Annotated in this window: 18 protein-coding genes; 13 read left to right on the top strand and 5 right to left on the bottom strand. The window is 74.3% G+C overall.

The features are described 5' to 3' along the window. Nucleotides 1–39: 39 nt before the first annotated feature. Nucleotides 40–1647 (bottom strand): serine protease, encoded by a 1608-nt coding sequence (locus tag ACMA1D_RS16140; RefSeq protein ID WP_414724668.1) that lies wholly within the window; start codon nucleotides 1645–1647, stop codon nucleotides 40–42. A 132-nt stretch (nucleotides 1648–1779) separates the two neighbouring features. On the opposite strand from ACMA1D_RS16140, the gene ACMA1D_RS16135 reads away from it, so the two are divergent. The 10 genes from ACMA1D_RS16135 to ACMA1D_RS16090 all read left to right on the top strand — a co-directional run bounded on the left by ACMA1D_RS16135 (nucleotide 1780) and on the right by ACMA1D_RS16090 (nucleotide 13598). Beyond that, nucleotides 1780–2697 carry a sigma-70 family RNA polymerase sigma factor gene (locus tag ACMA1D_RS16135; protein ID WP_414724667.1) on the top strand — a complete coding sequence of 306 codons (918 nt, stop codon included), beginning with the start codon at nucleotides 1780–1782 and terminating at the stop codon, nucleotides 2695–2697. Beyond that, complete coding sequence (locus ACMA1D_RS16130; protein WP_414724666.1) at nucleotides 2694–3785, top strand: CU044_5270 family protein; 1092 nt, start codon at nucleotides 2694–2696, stop codon at nucleotides 3783–3785. The genes ACMA1D_RS16135 and ACMA1D_RS16130 overlap by 4 nt, the downstream gene beginning before the upstream one ends. 225 nt (nucleotides 3786–4010) lie before the next feature. After that, nucleotides 4011–4550: an orotate phosphoribosyltransferase gene (pyrE, locus tag ACMA1D_RS16125; protein ID WP_414724665.1), complete on the top strand. Its 540-nt coding sequence runs from the start codon at nucleotides 4011–4013 to the stop codon at nucleotides 4548–4550. A 208-nt stretch (nucleotides 4551–4758) separates the two neighbouring features. Beyond that, a complete protein-coding gene (gene fbaA, locus ACMA1D_RS16120) occupies nucleotides 4759–5781 on the top strand; it encodes a class II fructose-bisphosphate aldolase (protein WP_414724664.1) in 1023 nt (340 codons plus the stop codon). 585 nt (nucleotides 5782–6366) lie between these two features. Beyond that, nucleotides 6367–7869 (top strand): MFS transporter, encoded by a 1503-nt coding sequence (locus ACMA1D_RS16115; RefSeq protein WP_414724740.1) that lies wholly within the window; start codon nucleotides 6367–6369, stop codon nucleotides 7867–7869. Nucleotides 7870–8138: 269 nt separating this feature from the next. Further along, a complete protein-coding gene (locus ACMA1D_RS16110; protein WP_414724663.1) occupies nucleotides 8139–8552 on the top strand; it encodes a DUF3151 domain-containing protein in 414 nt (137 codons plus the stop codon). A 289-nt stretch (nucleotides 8553–8841) separates the two neighbouring features. Beyond that, on the top strand, nucleotides 8842–9747 hold the full coding sequence (locus tag ACMA1D_RS16105) for a tryptophan 2,3-dioxygenase family protein (RefSeq protein ID WP_414724662.1): 906 nt from the start codon (nucleotides 8842–8844) through the stop codon (nucleotides 9745–9747). Further along, complete coding sequence (gene kynU / locus ACMA1D_RS16100) at nucleotides 9740–11143, top strand: kynureninase (protein ID WP_414724661.1); 1404 nt, start codon at nucleotides 9740–9742, stop codon at nucleotides 11141–11143. Before ACMA1D_RS16105 ends, kynU begins: the two co-directional genes overlap by 8 nt. Continuing rightward, a complete protein-coding gene (locus tag ACMA1D_RS16095; protein ID WP_414724660.1) occupies nucleotides 11140–12258 on the top strand; it encodes an alpha/beta hydrolase in 1119 nt (372 codons plus the stop codon). The genes kynU and ACMA1D_RS16095 overlap by 4 nt, the downstream gene beginning before the upstream one ends. A gap of 128 nt (nucleotides 12259–12386) precedes the next feature. Further along, the gene (locus ACMA1D_RS16090; RefSeq protein WP_414724659.1) at nucleotides 12387–13598 is read left to right on the top strand and encodes a cytochrome P450; all 1212 of its coding nucleotides are present in this window, start codon (nucleotides 12387–12389) and stop codon (nucleotides 13596–13598) included. An 87-nt stretch (nucleotides 13599–13685) separates the two neighbouring features. On the opposite strand, the gene ACMA1D_RS16085 is transcribed toward ACMA1D_RS16090, so the two are convergent. Next, nucleotides 13686–14132, bottom strand: coding sequence for a MarR family winged helix-turn-helix transcriptional regulator (locus tag ACMA1D_RS16085; protein WP_414724658.1), 447 nt, complete (start codon nucleotides 14130–14132; stop codon nucleotides 13686–13688). Nucleotides 14133–14278: 146 nt separating this feature from the next. Between ACMA1D_RS16085 and ACMA1D_RS16080 the strand changes: the two genes are divergently transcribed. Beyond that, nucleotides 14279–15169, top strand: a complete 891-nt coding sequence (locus ACMA1D_RS16080; protein WP_414724657.1) for an MBL fold metallo-hydrolase — start codon at nucleotides 14279–14281, stop codon at nucleotides 15167–15169. Between the two features lie 367 nt (nucleotides 15170–15536). On the opposite strand, the gene ACMA1D_RS16075 is transcribed toward ACMA1D_RS16080, so the two are convergent. Continuing rightward, nucleotides 15537–17189, bottom strand: a complete 1653-nt coding sequence (locus ACMA1D_RS16075; RefSeq protein WP_414724656.1) for an ABC transporter permease — start codon at nucleotides 17187–17189, stop codon at nucleotides 15537–15539. Then, nucleotides 17186–18097, bottom strand: coding sequence for an ATP-binding cassette domain-containing protein (locus tag ACMA1D_RS16070; RefSeq protein ID WP_414724655.1), 912 nt, complete (start codon nucleotides 18095–18097; stop codon nucleotides 17186–17188). The genes ACMA1D_RS16075 and ACMA1D_RS16070 overlap by 4 nt, the downstream gene beginning before the upstream one ends. 331 nt (nucleotides 18098–18428) lie before the next feature. On the opposite strand from ACMA1D_RS16070, the gene ACMA1D_RS16065 reads away from it, so the two are divergent. After that, a complete protein-coding gene (locus ACMA1D_RS16065; RefSeq protein WP_349996407.1) occupies nucleotides 18429–18902 on the top strand; it encodes a GbsR/MarR family transcriptional regulator in 474 nt (157 codons plus the stop codon). Between the two features lie 387 nt (nucleotides 18903–19289). Here the strand turns inward: ACMA1D_RS16065 and ACMA1D_RS16060 are convergent, their stop codons facing one another. After that, on the bottom strand, nucleotides 19290–20669 hold the full coding sequence (locus ACMA1D_RS16060) for a diacylglycerol kinase (RefSeq protein ID WP_414724654.1): 1380 nt from the start codon (nucleotides 20667–20669) through the stop codon (nucleotides 19290–19292). Between the two features lie 187 nt (nucleotides 20670–20856). Here ACMA1D_RS16060 and ACMA1D_RS16055 point away from each other — a divergent pair, with 187 nt between their 5' ends. Next, nucleotides 20857–22140, top strand: a complete 1284-nt coding sequence (locus tag ACMA1D_RS16055) for an adenylosuccinate synthase (RefSeq protein WP_414724653.1) — start codon at nucleotides 20857–20859, stop codon at nucleotides 22138–22140. Nucleotides 22141–22263: the final 123 nt, after the last annotated feature.

Here is a 22263-nt window from a genome sequence, read left to right as displayed (position 1 = left end):
GCCGCGACCCGCCGGTCGCGGCCCACCCGGCTGGGGTGGCTACCGGGTCCGGTAGGCGCTGACCGCGGTCTGGGTGAGCGTGTTGCCCGCGGTGTCGGTCAGCTTGGCGCGGAGCGTGACGGCGGTGCCGGCCTTCTGGGCCGGGACGGTGGCGACGCCGCCGACCACCGCGGCCCGCTGCCAGGAGGTGCCGCCGTTGACGGAGTACGCGACGTCGAGCGCGCGGACGTGGCCGCGCGCGGGCCCCTGCACGGAGACCGGGACGCGCAGCGCCTTGCCGGCCGGGGCGGTGCCGTCCAGGCCGAGCGCCGGCGCGAACCGCACCACGCTCACCGGCAGCTTGGCCGCGGCGGCGGTCCGCTGCGAGGCGAAGGTCCAGGAGGCGGTCACGGTGGTGGCGGCCCCGCGCTGCCCGGTGCGCCGCACGGTGGCCGTGACCCGGTAGTTCGCCCGCCCGGTCGGCACGTCGAAGGTGGCCCTGCCGGGCTTGCCGGTCACCGTCTTCACCTTCTGCCCGTTGCGGTACAGGGTGGTGGACGCCGTGTCGTACGGCTGCTCGAAGGGCTGGTGGCCGTCGCCGTCGGCGAGCAGCGGTACGTCGACGGCGATGCGGTTGCCGGTGCGGGTGACGCCGGGGGAGCCGTCGAGCTTCGGGCCGAAGACGCCGTTGTCGAAGGTGTGCGTGAGGGAGCGGCCCAGGCGCGGGGAGACGTTCCTGACCTCGTACCAGGACGAGGGGCCCTCCTCCTCGGTGCGCGGGTTGGTGTAGCCGATGTTGTACTTCCCGCGCTGCGGGCTGAAGAGGAAGCTGACGGTGCCGGGGGCGGGCATCGCGGCGACGTAGGAGCCGGCGGTGTCGCGGGTGCTCGGCGTGACGTCGAGCACGGCCATGCCGTCGCTGCCGGGGTGGGCCGCGCCGCGGATCTTCACCTCGGCCAGGTCCTTGTCGGCTGGGTGCCGGACCAGGCCGGTCAGCGCGCGGTCGCCGGTGCTGACGTCGCCGAGCGCGTAGCGGTGCTGCTTGCCGTGCCAGTACACGTCGTACCACCGCTGGACCGAACCGGCCTCGGCCGCCGGGCCGCGGTGCGCCACGCGCAACGTCGGGGTGGCGACGATCACGTTGGCGTAGCGGGTGGCGCCGTCGTGCTCGGCCGCGACGAACATCGTGCCGCTGACGTGCTCGGCCGAGTCGTCCTGGGGCCGCACGTCGACTGGCTTCGTGGTGCGCGAGTCGATCGTCAGGGAGGTGTCGCGGTTCAGGTCGAGCCGCGGCTGCACCACCCAGTCGGTGCCCTCCGCGTTGGTCTTGCCGTGCAGCATGGAGGAGAGCAGGTAGCGGCCCTTCGGCAGCCGTACGGTGGTGGTGCCCGAGGTGTCGGTGGGAGTCAGGACCTCGGTGTTGCCCTGCCCGGCGAACTCGGTGATCTGGGTCTTGTACCGCGGCGCGACCTGCCCGTCGCGGCCGAGGTGGTGGATGGTGAGCGTGTACGTCGGCGTGGCCGCCGCAGTGGTGCCGGGGCCGGAGTGGGGGCCGCCGGTGGCCGACGCGTTCCAGGTGGGCAGGGTGCTGCCGACGACGGCGACGGCCACGGCGAGGGCGCGCAGGGCGGTCCGGCGCGGCGGCCGGGACGACGAGGAAGTAGTCATGATCAGCACTGCGCGCTGGCGCCCCGGAGTTCCCGTGACCTGCGTCACCCACCCCCGGGCAGGGTGGGGCGTGTGGCGCAGGTCACCGGAACTCGGGCGTTGCGGAGGGCAGTGCTCCATGTGGAATCACTCATGAGAAACCGCTTCCGCAGCGGAGACCGCGACGCCCTGGGGGAGCTGTACGACGAGCACGCCCAGGTGCTCTACCGGTACGCGCTGCGCGTCACCGGCGACTGGGCGGAGGCCGAGGACGTCGTGTCCGCGACCTTCCTTGAGGCGTGGCGCGGCCGGGAGAAGCTGCGGCCGGGCGAGGAGAGCCTGCGCCCGTGGCTGCTCGGCATCGCGACCAACATCATGCGGCGCAACGCCAGGGCCCGCCGCCGGCGGGACGTAGCGCTGGCCCGCGTGCCGGAGCGCGGCTCGGTCCCCGACTTCGTCGACGACCTGGTCACGCACCTCGCGGACACCGAGCAACTGCGGGTGGCCCGCGCCGCACTGGCCCGGCTGCGCCGCCGCGACCGCGAGGTCTTCATGCTCGTGGTCTGGGCCGGCCTGGACTACGCGGCGGCTGCCGAGGTGCTGGGCGTGCCGGTCGGCACCGTCAGATCGCGGCTGTCCCGGGCCCGCGGCCGGCTGCGCGAGCTCGCCGCCGCGGAGACCAAGGCCGGCCGGGGCGTGCCCCGGGCCCCGGCGACGACCGGCCCGGCAGGCCCCGCCGGCCCGACGGGTCCGACGGGTCCGACGAGCCCGACTGGTCCCGCTGGTCTCGTTGGCCCCACCGGATCGACCGGATCGACCGGCCCTACGCGCCCCACTGGCCCCAAGGGCCCCACCCGGCCTACCGGCCCCACCGGCCCGGGTGCCCCGCCGACCGTCAGGCCCGCGCCCGCCGGCTACGCCCCGCAGCCGCCGGCCGCCGCGCGCTCCGTGGCCGCGTGGCCGACGCTCACCGGCGGCCCCGGCTCCCCGGCCGGCCCCGGCCGCACCCCCGACACCACCCTGCCCGGCCGCTTCTCCGCGGCCCCGCTCACCCAGGAGAACCTCGGATGAACCTCGCCCCGCGGCGCAGCCCGTCGAACGCGACCGAGCAGACCGAGCGCCAGGCGCTGACCGAACTGCTGCCCCCGCCGAACGTCCCCGACCTCACCCCCGAGCGCGAGCAACTGCTCAAGCACACAGTGCTGCGCGAGGCCGCACTCGCCGAACCGGCCCCGACCCGCAGCGTCCGCACCGCCCGTACGCCGCGCCAGCGCCGACTGCTGGTACGGGTGCTGGCACCGGCCCTGGCCTGCTCCGTCGTCGCCGGCGGCGTGCTGGCGGCCGACCTCATGACCGACTCCGATCCGAGCACCACCGCGACCCCCACCCCGGCCCCGGTCCAGGCGGCGCCGGCCGCCCAGCTCCTGAACCGCGTCGCCCTCGCCGCCGCCGAGGGCGAGCAGCCGCAGGTCAAGGACGACCAGTTCGTGTACGTGGAGAGCAAGGTGGCCTACGCCGGGCAGAGCGCCGACGGCGGCGCCGTGACCCTGCCGGCCGCCCACCGCCGCCAGGTGTGGCTGTCCGCCGACGGCAGCCGTACGGGCCTGCTGCGCGAGGCGGGCAAGCCCGACAGCCAGCTCGGCGCCGACGCGCCGGTGTACACGATCGAGCGCCCCGGGGCCACACCGAAGCCCAGCGCCTCCGGGTCCGGGCCCTCGATCAGCAACCCCACCCATGCGTACGTCGCCGGGCTGCCCACCGACCCCGATGCGCTGCTCGACCTGATCCGCAAGGCGAGCCACGGCCAGGGGCAGAGCGCTGACCAGCGGGCCTTCACCGCCATCGGCGACCTGCTGATGGAGACCTGGGCGCCGCCGAAGGTCAGCGCCGCGCTCTACCGGGCCGCGGCGAAGATCCCCGGGGTCACCGTGGTGCAGTCGGCGCAGGACGCGGCGGGCCGGGAGGGCGTGGCCGTGGCCCGTACGACACGCGGCCAGCAGACCCAGTGGATCTTCGACCGGGAGAGCCACGCGTTCCTGGGCGAGCGCACGGTGCTCACCGAGGCCGGCGACGCGGGCCCGGCCGGCACCGTCGTCGGCAGCTCCGCGATCCTCACCAAGGCCGCCGTCGACCGGGCGGGCGCGGCACCCCGCCGCTGACCCGCCCGGGGCGTACCCGGGGGCCCGTACGGAGAAGGCGCCCCCGGGCCGGCCGCCGGGGCTCGTACGGGGGGCGTGCCCGAACACAGCCACCAGGCTCGTACGACATGCGTGCCCGAGGCCAGCCGCCAGGCTCGTACCGCAGGCGCACCCGAAGGCCCGTCACCTGCGCCCCGCACGGGGCGTGCACCGGCCCGGGGCCGGGGCCCGGCTAACCTCGTGCACATGAGCGACGTGCGTGATGCCCTCCTGGAGCAGATCAAGAACAAGGCCGTGGTGCACGGCAAGGTGACCCTTTCGTCCGGTCTTGAGGCCGATTTCTACATCGACCTGCGCCGGATCACCCTGGATGGCGAGGCCGCACCGCTGGCCGGTCAGGTCATGCTCGACCTCACCGCCGACCTGGAGTACGACGCCGTCGGCGGGCTGACGCTCGGCGCCGACCCGGTCGCGACGTCGATGATGCACGCCGCCGCCGCGCGCGGCCGTCGGCTCGACTCCTTCGTGGTCCGCAAGGCCAACAAGGCGCACGGCCTCCAGCGCCGCATCGAGGGCCCGGACATCAAGGGCCGTCGGGTGCTGATCGTGGAGGACACCTCGACGACGGGCGGTTCGCCGCTGACGGCGGTCGAGGCCGCGCGCGAGGCGGGCGCCGAGGTGGTGGCCGTGGCGGTCATCGTGGAGCGCGGCGCCGCGCCCGCGATCGAGGCCGCGGGACTGCCGTACTACCAGGCGTACGGCCTTGCCGACCTTGACCTCGGCTGACCGTAAACGATCACTTGACCTGCGGTTTTCTTAACGGTGGGGGCTGTTTCACGTGAAACGGCCCCCACCGTTCACACATCTCGGTGGGGCCGCGTCGCACGCCGTGTGGGTGAGCCGCACGCGTCTGGAAGGATGGGGGGCGACGATGACGTCGCCCCCTAGGTCAGGGCCTCACTACGCAATCCGGCACTTCACAAGGAGCGGACCCATGCCCATCGCAACCCCCGAGGTCTACAACGAGATGCTCGACCGGGCGAAGGCAGGCAAGTTCGCCTACCCGGCAATCAATGTGACCTCGACGCAGACTCTGCACGCGGCGCTGCGTGGCTTTGCCGAGGCCGAGAGCGACGGCATCATCCAGGTCTCCACCGGCGGTGCGGAGTTCCTGGGTGGTCAGTACAGCAAGGACATGGTCTCCGGCGCGGTGGCGCTGGCCGAGTTCGCGCACGTGGTGGCCAAGAAGTACCCGGTCAACATCGCGCTGCACACCGACCACTGCCCCAAGGACAAGCTCGACGGCTTCGTCCGGCCGCTGATCGCCCTCTCCCAGGAGCGGGTGGCCGCCGGCCAGAACCCGCTCTTCCAGTCCCACATGTGGGACGGTTCGGCCGAGAAGCTCGACGACAACCTGGCCATCGCCAAGGAGCTGCTCGCCGAGGCCGTCAAGGCGAAGATCATCCTTGAGGTCGAGATCACCCCGACCGGCGGCGAGGAGGACGGCGTCTCGCACGAGATCAACGACGAGCTGTACACCTCCGTCGCCGACGTGGAGAAGACCGCCGAGGCGCTGGGCCTGGGCGAGAACGGCCGCTACCTGCTGGCTGCCTCGTTCGGCAACGTGCACGGCGTCTACAAGCCGGGCAACGTCGTCCTCCGCCCCGAGCTGCTCCGCGACCTCCAGGACGGCCTGGCCGCCAGCTCCGGCAAGGCCGACCCGTTCGACTTCGTCTTCCACGGCGGCTCCGGCTCGACCGAGGAGGAGATCCGCGTCGCGCTGGGCAACGGCGTCGTCAAGATGAACCTCGACACCGACACCCAGTACGCCTTCACCCGCCCGATCGTGGACCACGCGTTCCGCAACTACGACGGCGTCCTGAAGGTCGACGGCGAGGTCGGCAACAAGAAGGTCTACGACCCGCGGAGCTGGGGCAAGCTCGCCGAGGCCGGCATGGCCGCCCGCGTCACCAAGGCGTGCGCCGACCTGCGCGCCACCGGCACGAAGCTGAAGTAGTCCGGAGCGGCCCGGGTGGGTCCGGATCGGCCCGGAGCACTCCGGATCGGTCCGGCAGCCCGGGATCGTCCCAGGTCAGCCCGTACGTCGGGCGGGTCGCGGCGCTGCCCCGCGACCTGCCCGACGGCCCGCGCCGGCCCTGCGCCGGCAAGGCGCCGACCAAGCCCGCCACCTCCCGCACGGCCCGTCCGTGCGCGGCCGGTGGCGGGCTTTTCGGCGTACGGGGCGGGGCACGGCGGCGTCCGGGTGCGGGTCTTCCCCCCGGCGGCCTGGTGGTCCGGTGATTCCCGTGGCCCGGGTGGTCCGGTGATTCCCGTGGCCCGGGTGGCCCGGTGATTCCCGTGGCCCGGGTGGCCCGGTGGTGGCGAGACGCGGAGGATCGAAGGCATGACGGATCGCCCCGACCCCGTCGACCCGGAGCACGCGCCGGCCTCGCCGGCCGACCGGGCGGACGCGGCTGCGGACACGTATGCGGCTGCGGACACGGATGCGGCACCGGCCGGCGGCGGGGCGGCCGGCGGCGGGGCGTACGGGGGAGCCGGGAGCGCCGGGGGAGCCGCCGGTGAGTCCGCCGGGAACGTGCGGATGGGCACGGCCACCGGGCGGCTGGTGCTGCTGACCACCGTGCTCGGCTCCGCCATGGCGCTGCTCGACAGCACCGTGGTCAATGTCGCGCTGCCCAAGATCGGCGAGGACCTCGGTGCTGACCTGGGCGGACTCCAGTGGACCGTCAATGCGTACATGCTCACCCTGGCCGCTCTGATCCTGCTCGGCGGGGCGCTGGGCGACCGGTTCGGGCGGCGTCGGGTGTTCGTCATCGGCGTGGTCTGGTTCGCGGTGGCCTCGCTGCTGTGCGGGCTCGCGCCGAACGCGGTGGTGCTGATCGGCGCGCGGGCCCTGCAAGGCGTGGGCGGGGCGCTGCTCACCCCGGGTTCGCTGGCGCTCATCCAGTCCGCGTTCTGGCCCGACCACCGGGCCCGGGCGGTCGGCGCCTGGTCGGGGCTGGGCGGCGTGGGCGCGGCGGTCGGCCCGTTCCTGGGCGGCTGGCTGGTGGACGGCCCCGGCTGGCGCTGGGTGTTCCTGCTCAACGTGCCGCTGGCCGCGGTCTGCGTGCCGGTGGCGCTGCGGTACGTGCCGGAGTCGCGGGACCCGCAGGCCGGCGGCCGGTTCGACGTGGCAGGCGCCGTGCTCGGCGCGGTGGCGCTCGGCGCCGTCACGTACGCCCTGATCGCGGCCCCGGACGAGGGCGCATCGCCGCTGGTGGTCGGCGCGGCCGTGGGCGGGCTGCTGGTCGCCGGGGCCTTCTGCTACCTGGAGCTGCACCGGGCGCACCCGATGCTGCCGCCCGACATGTTCGCCAGCCGCCAGTTCACCGCGATCAACCTGGTGACGCTGTGCGTGTACGCGGCCTTCGGCGGCTTCTTCTTCCTGTCGGTGGTGCAGCTCCAGGTGGTGGCGGGCTACTCGGCGCTCGCCGCCGGGGCCGCGCTGCTGCCGACGACGGTGCTGATGCTGCTGTTCTCGGCCCGCTCCGGCGAACTGGCCCAGCGCACCGGGCCCAGACTGCCGCTCACGATCGGGCCACTCCTCTGTGCGGCCGGCATGTTGCTGATGCTGCGGGTGCACGCCGATCCGGTGTACTGGCGCGACGTGCTGCCCGCGCTCCTGGTGCTCGGCGCGGGCATGGTGACGCTGGTCGCGCCGCTCACGGCCACCGTCCTCGCCTCGGTCGACGTCGGCCGGGCCGGTCTGGCCAGCGGCATCAACAACGCGGCGGCCCGGGCCGCCGGCCTGATCGCGGTGGCCGCGCTGCCGCTGCTCGCGGGCATGGGCCCGGACGCGTACCGCTCGGCCGGCGCGTTCGACGACGCCTTCCGGCTGGCGATGCTCTGGTGCGCGGGCGTGCTGCTGCTCGGCTCGGTCCTCGCCTGGGCCACGGTCCGCAGCGACTTCCTGGCCCATCCGCCGAACGCCCCGCAGACCGAACCCAGCCACCCCGAGTGCGCCCACCACTGCGGCCTCACCGCACCCCCGCTGGACCCGGGCGAACCTCCGCGCCCACCGGACCGACCGGCCCCATCGACCTGACCAGCCGCCGGGCTCAACCGGGCTCACCGGCCCCCACCGGGCTCACCGGACCTCACCGAGCTCGCCGGCCCCCGCTTGGGCCACTTCCGCCGCCTCCCTGGGCCACTTCCCGCCCCCCCGCAGGGCCACTAGACGGGCAAACATGGCCATACCGTTTCACCCCGGGGTCATGCCCCGGCGGGCCCCCGTCACCAGGGCGGATGCGGAGCCCCGTAACCGGGGCAGACGCGGGGCGCCCGGGCGTCCCGCGGTCCGGCAGACTGGAACTCATGGCCATTAACGAGAACCTGCTCGGGGGCCCGCCCCCGACCCACCTGCCCGACGACCCGGAGCCGCGCGAACTGCTCGCCAGCGGTGCCGCACCGGCCGAGGTCGCCGCGAAGTACCCCGCCTCCTCGCTCGCCTGGGCGCAGCTCGCCGACGAGGCGTTCGAGGCGGGCCGCGTCGTCGAGTCGTACGCGTACGCCCGCACCGGCTACCACCGGGGCCTGGACGCGCTGCGCCGCAACGGCTGGAAGGGCCACGGCCCGGTGCCCTTCGAGCACGAGCCGAACCGTGGCTTCCTGCGCGCCCTGCACGCGCTGGCCCGCGCCGCGCAGTCGATCGGCGAGAACGAGGAGTACGAGCGCTGCTCGACCTTCCTCCGCGACTCCTCGCCCACCGCCGCCGACACCCTCGGCTAAGGCGGCCGACGCCCCCGGCTGATCCGCCCGACTCCGCCGCGACGGGGCCAGGCGGCGGGGCGTCCGGTGGCGCAGTCCGGTGGTCCGCCGCCCGTCGCGCGGGTTTGCCGTCAGGGCCTGCCGGTCGCACATGTCGACCAGGCAGGCCCTTGCCGTGTGCACGGGCTTCCGAGCATGATGCGCGCAGGATCCGATGATCAGCGATCGTGGGTCCGAGAGGGGACCGGGGCTCCCATGCCGATGAGGAAGGGGCGGACCGCTACCCGGAAGCAGTACTGAGGAGACAGCCATGTCCCAGCACACCGGACATTTCGGCATCGACGAGGCGGAGAACGACACTCCGAACCTCGACTTCCAGGGCACCACCCCGTACGACGACTACGTCCGGGCCTCCGTGCTCACCCACCTCCAGCAGCCGCTCTCGGACGATCCGGGAGAGATGGTCTTCCTGGTCACCACCCAGGTGATGGAGCTGTGGTTCACGGTGATCACCCACGAATGGCAGACCGCGGCCGACGCGCTGCGCCAGGACGACCTGCCGACCACGCTGGCCGCCCTGAAGCGGTCCACTTACGAGCTGGAGGCGCTCAACGCCTCCTGGAAGCCGCTCGCGCACCTGACGCCCGGCCAGTTCAACGCGTACCGCAGCGCGCTGGGCGAGGGCTCGGGGTTCCAGTCCGCGATGTACCGCAGGCTGGAGTTCCTGCTCGGCGAGAAGTCCGCCTCCATGCTGGTCCCGCACCGCGGGGCGCCGCGCGAGCACGCCGAGCTGGAGAAGGCGCTGGCCGAGCCGAGCCTGTACGACGAGGCGGTGCGGTTCCTGGCCCGGCGCGGCTTCGCCATCCCCGACGAGGTGCTGGAGCGCGACGTCACCCAGCGGTACGAGCCGCACGAGGCGGTCGAGCGGGCCTGGCAGCAGATCTACTCGGGCACACCGGCCGGGACCGGGGCGCCGTCCGACGCCGCGCCCGGCGTCGCTCCCGGCGGGCCCGGCGACGACCTGACGGTGCTCGGCGAGGCGCTGACCGAGGTCGCCGAACTCGTCTGGCGCTGGCGCAACGACCACCTGGTCGCCACCCGGCGCGCGATGGGCGCCAAGACCGGCACGGGCGGCTCATCCGGCGTCGCCTGGCTGGAGAAGCGCGCGGGCAAGCACGTCTTCCCCGAGCTGTGGACGGCGCGCAGCTATGTCTGAGCGCACCACGACCCCGCGTACGGAGAGCGCCCGTACGGAGAGCGCGGTGACGGGGACTGCGCCCGCGGCGGCCGACCACGCAGCGGCCGACCGTACGGAGGCCCGGCGGGCGCGGGTGGCCGACGCCGCGCGCCGGGACGCCGCCGACCCGCTGGCCGCGGTCCGCGAACGGTTCGTCGTGGACGGGGCCGACGACCCGCACGGCACGGTCTACCTGGACGGCAACTCGCTGGGCGCGCTGCCGCGCAGCGTGCCGGGCCGGCTGGCCGAGGTCATCGAGCAGGAGTGGGGCCGCGACCGCATCCGCTCCTGGTGGGACAACCAGTGGTGGACGGCGCCCGAACGCATCGGCGACCGCGTCGGCGGGCTGCTCGGCGCCGCGCCGGGACAGGTCGTCGTCGGCGACTCGACCAGCGTGAACGTCCTCAAGGCGGTCGTCGCCGGCGTCCGGCTGGCCCGCGGCGGCAGCACCGCGGCCGGCGCCGAGCCGTCGGACGCGGCCCGGCCCGGGGCCGTGACAACCGGGGCCGCGGCGGCCGGCGCCGCCAGGCGTGACGAGATCCTGGTGGACGAGAGCACGTTCCCCACGGACGGCTACATCGCAGAGTCGGCCGCCCGGCTGACCGGCTGCACGCTGCGGCCGGTCCCCGCGGCGGACGTCCCGGCCGCGGTCACCGCGCGGACCGCGCTGGCCCTCGTCAACCACGTCGACTACCGCACCGGCCGCCGCCACGACCTGCCGGGCACCACCGCGGCCCTGCACGCGGCCGGCGCCCTCGCGGTCTGGGACCTGTGCCACAGCGCGGGCGCGCTCCCCGTCGACCTGGACGCGCACGGCGTGGACCTGGCCGTCGGCTGCACGTACAAGTACCTCAACGGCGGCCCCGGGGCACCGGCCTACCTGTACGTCGCCGCCCGCCACCAGCCGCGCTTCGACTCGCCGCTGCCCGGCTGGAACTCGCACGCCGACCCGTTCGCCATGGCCGGCGGGTACGCACCGGCCGACGGCGCGGTACGCGGCCGGGTCGGCACGCCCGACATCCTGTCGATGCTGGCCCTGGAGAGCGCGCTGGACGCCTGGCAGGGTGTCGACATCGAGTCCGTACGGGCCAAGAGCCTGGCCCTCACGGACTTCTTCCTGGACTGCGTCGCGGCGTACGTGCCGGCCGGCGCGGTCGAGTCGCTGACGCCGCGGGAGCACGCGGAACGCGGCAGTCAGGTCGCGCTGCGCTGCGCCGACGCGGGCGGCGTCACCGACCGGCTGCTGGAGCGCGGCGTGGTCATCGACTTCCGCCGCCCGGACGTCCTGCGGTTCGGCTTCACGCCGCTGTACACCGGATTCGCGGACGCGGAGCGCGCCGCCTGGGCGCTGGGGGAGGTGCTCGCCACGTCATGACGGAGGCGATGACGCGTGCGGAGCGCGAGGAGTCCTCGGCCTTCGGCCACCCGGAGGTCCCTCCGGACGCCACGGCCGGCTACGGCCCGGGCCCGGACCAGGTGGTGGACTTCTACCTGCCCCGCGGTCCACTCCCCGCCCCCTCCGCACGCGCCGTCGCCACCCCGCCCGAACCACGCACAGGGGCGGGGGCAGCGCCTGCGCCCGGGGCGGGGTCGCACCCCGGTCGTCCGGATGCCGCGCCCGGCCGCGACCCCGTCCCGCTGGTGGTCCTGCTGCACGGCGGCGCCTGGCGCGCCCCGTACGACCGCCGCCACCTCTCGCCCCTGGCCGGTCACCTCGCCGCGCACGGCTTCGCCGTCGCCTCGGTCGAGTACCGGCGGGGCCGGGACGGCGGGCGCCCGGCCGCCGGTGCGGGCGCGCCGCCCGCGGGGCAGGCCCGGCCGCTGGCCGGGCGGTGGCCCGAGACCTTCGACGACATCGCGGCGGCCCTGGACGCGCTGCCCGCGCTGGTCCGCGGCCTGTCGGGGCCCGGCTGGTCGGCGCTGGACGCGGAGCGGCCGATCCTGGTGGGGCACTCGGCCGGCGGGCACGCCGCGCTGTGGGCGGCGGCCCGGCACCGGCTGCCGGCCGGCACCCCGTGGCGGCTGCCCGCACCGCCCGCGCTGCGCGGGGTGGTCGCCCTCGCCCCCATCGCGGACTTCGCGACGGCCCGGGCGCTGGCCGTCTGCTCCGACGCGGTCGACGAACTGCTGGAACTTCCGGCATCGTCCCCGGCCCCGGGCCCTGCCGCTCTGCACTCGGCTGCTCCGGGCTCGGCCGCCCCGGCTGCCGCCACCCCGGCTGCCGCCGCCCCGGGCGCGGCCGTCGCCCACCGGCTGGCCTGCACCGATCCGGTCGCCCTGCTGCCGACCGGCGTTGCCACCACCGTGGTCCAGGGCGCCGACGACGTGGACGTACCGCCCGCGGTGGCGGAGGCGTTCGTGGCCGCGGCCGACGCCGCCGGCCAGCCCGTACGGCTGGTGCGCATCGCGGACGTCGGGCACTTCCCGGCCATCGACCCGGCCACGCCGGCGGCCCGTACGGTCCTGATGGAGATCGCCCGCCTCGTCTGACCGCCCAGGCCTCCACCCCCCAACTGCACATCCCCCAACTACACATCCCCCCAACTGCCAACGCCCGTACGGCAATTCGCCCCGGGTCGGTCCTGGATCGCGCCCCTAGGCCCCGGCATAGTGGGGGCATGAGTGAGCCGGTGGCGTTCGACCCGTGGGACCCGCAGTTCGCTGCCGACCCGTACCCGGGGTACGCGGAGTTGCGGGCGCGCGGGCGGGTGCACTACTTCGCGCCGACCGACCAGTGGCTGGTGCCCGGTCATGCGGACGTCCGGGCGCTGCTCACCCACCGCAGCCTGGGGCGCAGCTACACCCACAGGTTCGGCCACGAGGAGTTCGGCCGGCCGGCGCCGCTGCCCGAGCACGAGCCGTTCACCACGCTCGACGCGAACGGGTTGCTCGACCTGGAGCCGCCCGCCCACCCGCGGGTGCGCCGGCTCGTCTCGCAGGCGTTCACGCCCCGTACCGTCGAACGGCTCGCGCCGGTCGTCCGGCGGCTGGCCGCGTCGCTGGTGGACACGCTGCTCGCGGATGGCGGCGGCGACCTGATCGCCGACGTCGCCGAGCCGCTGCCGGTCGCCGTCATCGCCGAACTCCTCGGCGTGCCACCCGCCGACCGCGGCCTGCTCCGCCCCTGGTCGGCCGATATCTGCGCGATGTACGAACTGAACCCGAGCCCGGAGACCGCCCGCCGCGCGGTGCGCGCCAGCACCGAATTCTCCGACTACCTCAGGGAGTTGATCGCCTCCCGCCGCTGCTCCCCGGGTGACGACCTGATCAGCGCCATGATCGCGGCGTACGAGGCGGGCGACCGGCTCAGCGAACAGGAACTGGTCTCCACCTGCGTCCTGCTGCTCAACGCGGGCCACGAGGCGAGCGTGAACGCCACCGGGAACAGTTGGTGGGCCCTCTTCCAGCACCCGCAGCAACTTGCCGCGTTGCGCGGCAACCCGGCCCTGCTGCCGACCGCGATCGAAGAACTGCTGCGTTACGACTCGCCGCTGCACCTCTTCGAGCGGTGGGTGCTGGACGACGTCGAGGTGGCGGGCACCGTCATTCCGCGCGGCAGCGAGGTGGCGCTGCTCTTCGGGTCGGCCAACCACGACCCGGCCAGGTTCGCCGAGCCCACCCGGCTCGACCTCGCCCGCGCCGACAATCCGCACCTCTCCTTCGGCGCCGGCATCCACTACTGCCTCGGCGCCCCGCTCGCCAGGCTCGAACTCACCGCGGTCTTCGAGGAGTTGCTGACCCGGGCGCCGGGCCTGCACGCCGTTGCCGACCCGCCCCGCAAGCCAGGATTCGTCCAGCGCGGCCTGCGGGAACTCCTGGTCGCGGCGTAACGGGGCCGGCCGGATCGTGTCCGCGTGGACGAGACTGGGGGTCGGGCGCGACGGGGCGCAGGGGGTGCGCGCGGGTGCCCCGCGGTGTCAGGCGCGCGGCGCGTGGCCCGCAGGGCCGGCCGTCGCCCGGGCCAGGAGCTGTTGGAGGGTGTCCCGCTCCGGCTGGGTGAGCCCGGCCAGCGGGGACTCCTCGTGCAGCAGCGCGAGCAACTCCTCGCGCAGCGCGTCGCCCCGCGGAGTCAGCTTGAGGTGCTTGGCGCGCCGGTCGCTCGGGTGCGGGCAGCGCTCGATCAGCTCCCGCTGCTCCAACTTGTCAACGATAAAAGTGGCGTTGGAGGGTTCGCAGCTCATCCGATCGGCGAGCTCGCGCATCGTCATCGGCCCGGTGAGCTCGCGCAGCGCCGTGGCCTGCGGGGCCGTCAGCCCCAGCTTCACGGCGCGCTGCCGTACGTGCTCCGCGATCTGTTGGGCCATCCCGTTGATCAGGCCGCACAGCTCCCGCTCGGCGATGGCCTGCGCTTCCGGGTTCGTCATGCGGCCCATCCTAGCAAGAACATCCAGTCTTAATATTGCAAGCTTGCATAGTTAAGGCTTGATGCATAGCGTGAGCGCTGCCGCCGCGGCGCACCGGTTCCGCGGCGTGCTGTCCCCTGTCCCGTACGGAGAGGAACGAGCGCCCCATGAGCACCGCCGCATCGCACGACCCGGAACGGTTGCGCCGGCCGTCGGGTCCGAGGTCGTTGACACTGGGTGAGACGAAGGTGAGCTTCGTGCCGGACGGTTCGGTGCAACTCACGGCGCGCGGCTGGCTGCCGGACGCCCCCGACGAGGTGTGGACCACCCACGCCGACCACCTGGACGCGGACGGCTGCTTCGCGGCCGGCGTCGGCGGTCTGCTGGTGGAGCGCGGGGACCGGGCGCTGCTCATCGACGCCGGCTTCGGGCCCACGGCCTTCCCGGTCGAGCCCGGCACCCCCGTCGGCGAGATCCGTACCGGCGGTCTGGTCGAGGGCCTGGCCGCGCTCGGCCGCACCCCCGACCAGGTCGAGGCGGTGGCCTTCACGCACCTGCACGTGGACCACGTCGGCTGGGCCTGGCAGCCGGCGCCCGGCAGCGATCGCCCCGCCTTCGACCAGGCCGCCTACCTGGTGGCCGAGCCCGAGTGGAAACAGCGCGACCTCCTCGCGGCGCACGGCACCAGCCCCGAGATGGTGGCCGCCCTCGCCCCGCGGGTGCGCACGGTGGCGGACGGCGAGGAGGTCTTCCCCGGCGTACGGGTCCGTCTGGTGCCGGGCCACACGCCGGGCCACGCCGCGTACGTCATCAGCGGCGGCGGCCGGCGCCTCATCGCCTTCGGCGACGCCCTGCACTCGCCGGTCCAGGTCGGCCACCCGGAATGGCGGGCCTACCCCGACCACGACGGGGCGCAGGCCGCCGAGCACCGCCGCCAACTGGTCGCCGAACTCCAGCAGCCGGACACGATCGGCTTCGGCATCCACTTCGCCGACGTGGTCTTCGGGCGCGTACGGGTCGGACCGGGCGGTCCCGTCTGGCAGCCTGTCGACGCGTAAGGGGGCTGCGCCGTACGGGCGGGGCGGCGCGATCCGGTCCGGCCGGGTGCCGGGGCCGGGTGTGTCCGCCCCGTCCGCCCCGACGGGTCCCGGCGCGCCCGCATAATTATCCACAGCCTGTGGATAATCCCTGCCGGCACCGGCCCCACCCCCACCAAGACCCACCAGAGCCCCCAACACAGCAGTGCGGCGCCGGTCTCCGATACGGGGGTGAACGGAGTCCGGCGCCGCACTGTGGTGCGGACCCGGCAGGTGCTCACGCGGCCCGCGTCGTCACGGGGTCGCGCTGCCGGGGGGCCCGGGGGCCCGGTTGGTTCAGGGGGCGGGGCGGCGGTCGGCCGCCCCGCGCCACCGGTCGGCTCGGGCGCTAGTTGCTCATGTCGCGCCGCTTGAGCCCGGCCAGACCGCCCACCAGCAGGACGGCGGTCAGCAGGACCATCCACAGGAACGGGGTGGCCGTGATGTCGCCGCCCGGCACCTTCGGCAGGTGGCCGAAGGGCGACAGGTTCATCACCGACTGGGACAGCTCCATCGCCGGGCCAAGCCAGCCGATGGCCACCACGAACCCGACCACGCCCCAGGTGGCCGCCGTGAACTTCGGGGCCACGCCGAACAGGAACACCGCGATCGAGGTGATCACCCACACCGCGGGGGCCTGCAACAGCGTCGCGCCCAGCACCCGCGGCACCTCGCCCCCGAGGTCGCCGGAGGCGGCCCCGTACGCGATCCCGAGCGCCAGCCCGCCGGCGGCGAGGATGACGACCGGGCCCAGGTAGGCGACGACCAGGTGGCTGGCCGCCCACTGCACCCGGCTGACCGCGTTCGACAGCAGCGGCTCCGCGCGCTGGTCGGTCTCCTCGGCGCGCAGCCGCAGTACGGCGCTCGCGGTGTGGATGGTGACGACCAGGCCCAGGATGCCGACCATCGACGCGAGGAACGCGTCCGTCAGACCCTCCTGACCGCCCATCCGCAGGAACGTGTCGCGGGTGCTCTCGCTGTCGCCGAGGAAGTCCTCGGCGCCGTCCGCGATCCCGCCGAACACCGCACCGGCGAAGGCCAACCCGGCCGCCCAGGCCAGCAGCGTGCCGCGCTGGAGGCGCCAGGCCAGCCCGTACACGGTGGCCAGGCCGGCGCTCGCGGTGGCGGGGCCGGGGCGGGAGGCGAAGAAGCTGGCGCCGATGTCCCGGCGACCGGCCAGCGCGTACGCCACGCCGATGGCCACCGCGGTCAGCAGGGCGAGCAGCAGCAGCGCCCACCAGCGCTCGTTCGCGTACGGCCGGGCGTTCTCCGCCCAGCCCAGCGGCGAGAGCCAGACCAGCACGTGGCTGGAGCCGTCGGAGGCGTCCTTGGCCGCGTCGCCGCCCATCCGCAGGACGAACGCGGCGCCCACGGCGGCCGATGCGAGGCCCCTGGCCACCCGGGCGTTCTCGGTGACCTGCGCGGCGACCGCGGCGATGGCGCCGAAGACCATGCCGCTCAGCCCGACCGCGAGCCCGAGCGCCAGCGCACCGCTGCCGCCCTGGCCCGCCAGGCTGCCCGCGATGAGCAGTGTGACGATGCCGTTGGCGATGCCGACCGTGATCAGCGCCGAGGTCAGCCCGGCCCGGCGGCCCACCATCCCGGAGGACAGCGCCTCCTGGCGGCCCGTCTCCTCTTCCTCCCGGGTGTGCCGGATGACCAGCAACAGGCTCATGATCGCGGCGAAGACGGTGAGGAAGGACCCCACCCGCCACACCGTCAGGGCGCCCAGCGAATCGTCGAAGGCCGCACCGAACAGCGCCCGCGTGGAGCCGTTGGCGTTCATGTCGTTGGCCAGGTCGGCGCGCTTCTGAGCGGTGTCGTACGAGCTGTCGAGCCGGCTGACGGTGCTGCTGGCCGACAGGCCGAGGCACAGCACCCAGATCGGCAGCATGATCCGGTCGCGGCGCAGCGCCAGCCGCAACAGGGTCCCGGTGCCCGCCAGGTCGCGGGAGCCGCTCTTGGGCGGTGCCGCGATCCGGGCGTTCGCTACCGCGGTCATCGCGCGATCGCCTCTTCCCGGGCGGAGTCGTCCTGGTAGTGGCGGAGGAAGAGCTCTTCGAGGGTGGGCGGCGTGGAGATGAGGCTGCGCACGCCCGCCTCGCTGAGCTGCTTGACCACCGCGTTGAGCTTGTCCGTGTCCACCTGGAGCTTGACCCGGCGGCCCTGGACGTCGACGTCGTGCACGCCGGGCAGCGAGGTCAGCCCGTTCGGCGCGCTGTCCAGTTCGGCCGTCACCGAGGTGCGCGTCAGGTGGCGCAGCGAGGACAGCGAACCGGTCTCGACGGTCTTGCCCTTGCGGATGATGCTCACCCGGTCACACAGCGCCTCGACCTCGCTGAGGATGTGGCTGGACAGCAGCACGGTCCGGCCGCGGTCGCGCTCCTCGGAGACGCAGTCCCGGAAGACCTCTTCCATCAGCGGGTCGAGGCCCGAGGTCGGCTCGTCGAAGATCAGCAGTTCCACGTCGGACGCGAACGCCGCGACCAGCGCCACCTTCTGCCGGTTGCCCTTGGAGTAGGTGCGGCCCTTCTTGGTCGGGTCCAGGTCGAACCGCTCCAGGAGCTCCGCGCGCCGGGTCTTGTCCAGGCCGCCGCGCAGCCGCCCGTACAGGTCGATGACCTCGCCGCCGCTCAGGTTGCGCCACAGCGTGACGTCGCCGGGGACGTACGCGAGCCGCTTGTGCAGCTCGACCGCGTCGTGCCACGGGTCCTGGCCGAGGAGTTGAACGGCGCCACTGGTCGCCCGGAGCAGCCCGAGCAGGACGCGGATCGTGGTGGATTTGCCCGCGCCGTTGGGGCCGAGGAAGCCGTGCACCTCGCCTGTCGCGACGTCGAGGTTGAGGCCGTCCAGTGCGTGTGTCCGGCCGAAGGACTTGTGGAGGTCGGACACGGTGATTGCCGTCGTCATGAGGCCGAAGCTACTCTTCTTTCAGAAATTTGTGAAGTTAAGGAAACGTATAATCGGTGGGGAGGCTTTGAGTAGCCGGGGATGATGGGTGTTGGGCGAGACGACGGAGTTCAAGATGACGGAACTCAAGGCGGCCGAACCGGTGGACGGGGCGGACGCCGACCGGGCCGCGGCCACGGCGGATGACGTACGGGACGGGACGGCCGCGGACGCGGTGAACGGCACCAGACCCGCCACGGGGCCGGGCGCTGCGCCCGCCGCTGCTTCCGGTGCCGCTCCGGGGGCCGAGGCCGCGGGGCAGGAGGCGGCGTCCGGGCGGGACGAGGACGCGGTGAGCCGGTTCATCGAGCGGTTCGCCGCCGAGCTGGTGGAGGCCGGTCTCCAGCGGATGGCCTCCCGGGTCTTCGCCGCGCTGCTGGTCTCCGACACCGGCTCGCTCACCTCGGCCGAACTGGCCGAGCAACTGCGGATCAGCCCGGCCGCGGTCTCCGGCGCGATCCGGTACCTCTCGCAGGTCCACATGGTCGGCCGGGAGCGCGAACCGGGCTCCCGCCGCGACCGGTACCAGGTCCACACCGAGCTCTGGTACGAGACGATCACCCGCCGCGACCAGGTCCTCTCCCGCTGGGAAGTGACGCTGCGGGACGGTGCGGACGCGCTGGGCCGGGACACCCCGGCGGGGGAGCGGATGGCCGAGACGGCGGACTTCTTCGAGTACCTCCAGGGCGAGATGCTCGCGATAATGGACCGCTGGCGCGAGCAGCAGTCGGTGCGCAGGGAGGGCCGCGCAGCGCTGGGTGGCTAGCCGCCGGGCCCGTGCGGGGCGGCTCCGCCCCACCGCGACGGACGGCTACCGCCCCACCGGGGCGAAGGGTCGCGCCCCACTGAGGTGAATGGTTCCTGCGCCGGCCGGCCCACACCGCGCCGGCGTGTCCCCCGCGACCCGAGGCGGCCGACGGCGACGCCGTACGTGCCGTACGCGGCGTGTGCCGTACCGCGCACCCGCCGTGCACGGCACGCGTCCTTCACGTGCGGACCGCCGCGCCCGACGTGCGGGCCGTTCGTGCGCAGGAGCCGCAGCCGCCGGCAGGCCCCCGCGACACCCGCCGTGCACGCCGCCGGCGTCACCCCCGCCGTACGAGCCGTGGGCAACCGGCCGCCGTACCCGCCGTACGAGCCGCCCGCCGCGCCCCTAGCGCGGCAGCGTGACCGACCACGCCTCCGGGAGCAGTCGCCAGGTGCGGGTGCGGACCGGGCCCGCGGTGACCGCGTCCGCGCGGTAGCGGAAGTCGGGGCCGGAGACGGTCACGGCGCGGGCCGCCAGCCGCACCGGGCCGCCCGACGCGTGCCCGTAGACCACCACCTCGGCCAGCCCGCGCCGCGCGGCGTCGGCGTCGGGAGGGCGGGCCTGGCTGCCGCCCGCCGGGTGGGGCCCGGCGGCTTCGGCGAGCGGGCCGGTGGCCACCGACACGCGTTCCACCGGGTGGTCGAGGTCGGCGAGGAGCACCCCGTCCGCCTCCACCCGCAGCCGGGTCACCGGTTGCCTGGCCCGGCGCCCGCCGGGGCCGGCGCGCCCGGAGACCGGCGTGGTCAGCAGGGCGAGCGCGGTACGGGCCGTACGGGCCGCCGGCGACCACCACGGGCCGGGCCTGCCGCCCGTCGACTGCCGCCCGGGCCGCTGCCGCGGCACCCGGCCCTCGCCGGCGTCGACACCCGGGGCCCGGTCCGTACCCGCACCGGCGGGGGAGTCGGCAGCGGCGGCCGGCCGGGTCCCGTCCGGCGTCTGACCGCGGCCCTCACCGGGCCCGGCCCCCGCGGCGACCGGCTGGTCGCCACCGGAACGCCCGCCGGCCGGCTGGCCCGTACCGACCGGCCGGCCCGCACCGGCCGAAGCCGCACCGGTCGTCGGGCCCGCACCAGTCGCCGGACCCGCACCGGCCGGCCAGCCGACGTCGCCCGGGCGCGCGGGGTGCGCGGGACGGTCGGGGCGGTCGGGGTGAGCGGCGCGATCGGGGTGGCCGGGATGCGCGGTCTGGCCCCCGTGGTCAGCATGGTCGGGGCGGTCCACGCCCAGGAGGCGGTCCGCCGGGTCGTGCGGGGCGGTGCCCGCCGCGTCGTCGGCCGGCCCCGCGGCGCCCTCGCCGCACGGCACGCTCAACTCGCCGATCACCACCCCGTCGCTGTCGTCGACCAGCAGGTCGAGCCGGTGGTCGCGGCCGTCGAGCACGGTGCGGGCGGCCCGGACCGCGTCGGTCGGGATGCCGAGGGCGGTGGCCAGCCGGACCGCGGCCGGCGGCCCGACCGGGACCATCGCCAGCGGCGTGGTGGCCAGCGTCCGCTCCCGGTGCAGCAGCGTCACCACCCGCAGCAGTGCGCGGTCATCGCCCACCACCACGGGCCGTCTGCTGCCGCGGCGGGCCAGCGCCCGGGTGAGTTCGTCGGGCCCGTCCGGCAGGCAGATCTTGGTGGTCGCCCGCGCGCACAGCACGTCCTTGGCGATCCGTACGGACTCCCCGTCGGCGCGCCGGGCGCCCGGGTCGATGATCATGAGCAGCGGTGGCGTTGCGCTCACGCGGGGCTCTGGAGCCGACACCTCGGTCCTTCCTCAGGTAGCATCTCGGTGCAAGAGCCCCTTGCGCTATTGCGCCAGGGGCTTGGTCTATTCCGGGGCACCGGTCCGACGGCTCTGCCGGCGGGGACGCGATGACGCGTACCGCCACGCACGTGGGACATGCCCCGCCCGGAAGGGGTGTACGCCTGTGCCCGCACTCGTGCTGCTCGGTGCTCAGTGGGGTGATGAAGGCAAGGGAAAGGCCACCGACCTGCTCGGTGGCTCGGTGGATTACGTGGTGCGCTACCAGGGCGGCAACAACGCCGGTCACACCGTCGTCGTCGGTGACCAGAAGTACGCGCTGCACCTGCTCCCTTCCGGAATCCTTTCCCCCGGCTGCACACCGGTCATCGGTAACGGCGTCGTCGTGGACCCGGCGGTCCTGCTCTCCGAGCTGAGCGGGCTGAACGAGCGCGGCGTCGACACGTCCAAGCTCTTGATCAGCGGTAACGCCCACCTGATCACGCCGTACCACCAGACCATCGACAAGGTCACCGAGCGCTTCCTCGGCAAGCGGAAGATCGGCACCACCGGGCGCGGCATCGGCCCGGCGTACGCGGACAAGATCAACCGGGTGGGCATCCGGGTCCAGGACCTCTTCGACGAGTCGATCCTGATCCAGAAGGTCGAAGCGGCCCTGCACGACAAGAACCAGATACTGGTCAAGCTCTTCAACCGGCGGGCCATCGGCACCGACCAGGTCGTGGAGGAGTACCTGGGTTACGCGGCGCAGATCAAGGACTACGTCGCCGACACCACGCTGATCCTCAACAACGCCATCGACGAGGGCAAGGTCGTCCTCTTCGAGGGCGGCCAGGGCACGCTGCTCGACGTGGACCACGGCACGTACCCCTTCGTGACCTCCTCCAACCCGACCGCCGGCGGTGCCTGCACCGGCTCGGGCGTGGGCCCCACCAAGATCAGCCGGGTGATCGGCATCCTGAAGGCGTACACCACGCGGGTGGGCGCCGGACCGTTCCCGACCGAGCTGCTCGACGCGGACGGCGAGGCGCTGCGCACCATCGGCGGCGAGCGCGGCGTGACCACCGGTCGCGACCGGCGCTGCGGCTGGTTCGACGCGGTCATCGCGCGGTACGCGACGCGCGTCAACGGCCTCACCGACTTCTTCCTGACCAAGCTCGACGTGCTCACCGGCTGGGAGCAGATCCCGGTCTGCGTGGCGTACGAGATCGACGGCAAGCGGGTCGAGGAGCTGCCGTACAGCCAGAGCGACTTCCACCACGCCAAGCCCATCTACGAGAACCTGCCGGGCTGGTCGGAGGACATCACCAAGGCCAAGACCTTCGGTGACCTGCCGAAGAACGCGCAGGCGTACGTGAAGGCGCTGGAGCAGATGTCCGGGGCGCCGATCTCGGCGATCGGCGTCGGCCCGGGCCGGGACGAGACGATTCAGGTCAACTCCTTCCTCTGAGCCCCAGGGCCGCACGGGCCCGCCAGGCCGCACGGCCCGCACACGAGCGCCGGGTGCGCCGCCCCGACCGGGGACGGCCGCCCGGCGCTCGTGCGCCCGCCCCGGCGCCGCCCGGCCCCGGCC

The organism is Streptomyces sp. 796.1 (genome assembly GCF_047525675.1).
Classification (GTDB): domain Bacteria; phylum Actinomycetota; class Actinomycetes; order Streptomycetales; family Streptomycetaceae; genus Streptomyces.
This window is presented reverse-complemented; position numbering and strand designations above follow the sequence as displayed.

Excerpts from the sequence above, each read along its gene's own strand:
- ACMA1D_RS16140 (WP_414724668.1), bottom strand. The coding sequence starts at position 1,647 with ATGACTACTTCCTCGTCGTCCCGGCCGCCGCGCCGGACCGCCCTGCGC.
- ACMA1D_RS16105 (WP_414724662.1), top strand. The coding sequence starts at position 8,842 with ATGTCCCAGCACACCGGACATTTCGGCATCGACGAGGCGGAGAACGAC.
- ACMA1D_RS16085 (WP_414724658.1), bottom strand. The coding sequence starts at position 14,132 with ATGACGAACCCGGAAGCGCAGGCCATCGCCGAGCGGGAGCTGTGCGGC.
- ACMA1D_RS16090 (WP_414724659.1), top strand. The coding sequence starts at position 12,387 with ATGAGTGAGCCGGTGGCGTTCGACCCGTGGGACCCGCAGTTCGCTGCC.
- ACMA1D_RS16095 (WP_414724660.1), top strand. The coding sequence starts at position 11,140 with ATGACGGAGGCGATGACGCGTGCGGAGCGCGAGGAGTCCTCGGCCTTC.
- fbaA (WP_414724664.1), top strand. The coding sequence starts at position 4,759 with ATGCCCATCGCAACCCCCGAGGTCTACAACGAGATGCTCGACCGGGCG.
- ACMA1D_RS16130 (WP_414724666.1), top strand. The coding sequence starts at position 2,694 with ATGAACCTCGCCCCGCGGCGCAGCCCGTCGAACGCGACCGAGCAGACC.
- ACMA1D_RS16115 (WP_414724740.1), top strand. The coding sequence starts at position 6,367 with ATGGGCACGGCCACCGGGCGGCTGGTGCTGCTGACCACCGTGCTCGGC.
- ACMA1D_RS16080 (WP_414724657.1), top strand. The coding sequence starts at position 14,279 with ATGAGCACCGCCGCATCGCACGACCCGGAACGGTTGCGCCGGCCGTCG.
- ACMA1D_RS16075 (WP_414724656.1), bottom strand. The coding sequence starts at position 17,189 with ATGACCGCGGTAGCGAACGCCCGGATCGCGGCACCGCCCAAGAGCGGC.
- ACMA1D_RS16135 (WP_414724667.1), top strand. The coding sequence starts at position 1,780 with ATGAGAAACCGCTTCCGCAGCGGAGACCGCGACGCCCTGGGGGAGCTG.
- ACMA1D_RS16110 (WP_414724663.1), top strand. The coding sequence starts at position 8,139 with ATGGCCATTAACGAGAACCTGCTCGGGGGCCCGCCCCCGACCCACCTG.
- pyrE (WP_414724665.1), top strand. The coding sequence starts at position 4,011 with ATGAGCGACGTGCGTGATGCCCTCCTGGAGCAGATCAAGAACAAGGCC.
- kynU (WP_414724661.1), top strand. The coding sequence starts at position 9,740 with ATGTCTGAGCGCACCACGACCCCGCGTACGGAGAGCGCCCGTACGGAG.
- ACMA1D_RS16070 (WP_414724655.1), bottom strand. The coding sequence starts at position 18,097 with ATGACGACGGCAATCACCGTGTCCGACCTCCACAAGTCCTTCGGCCGG.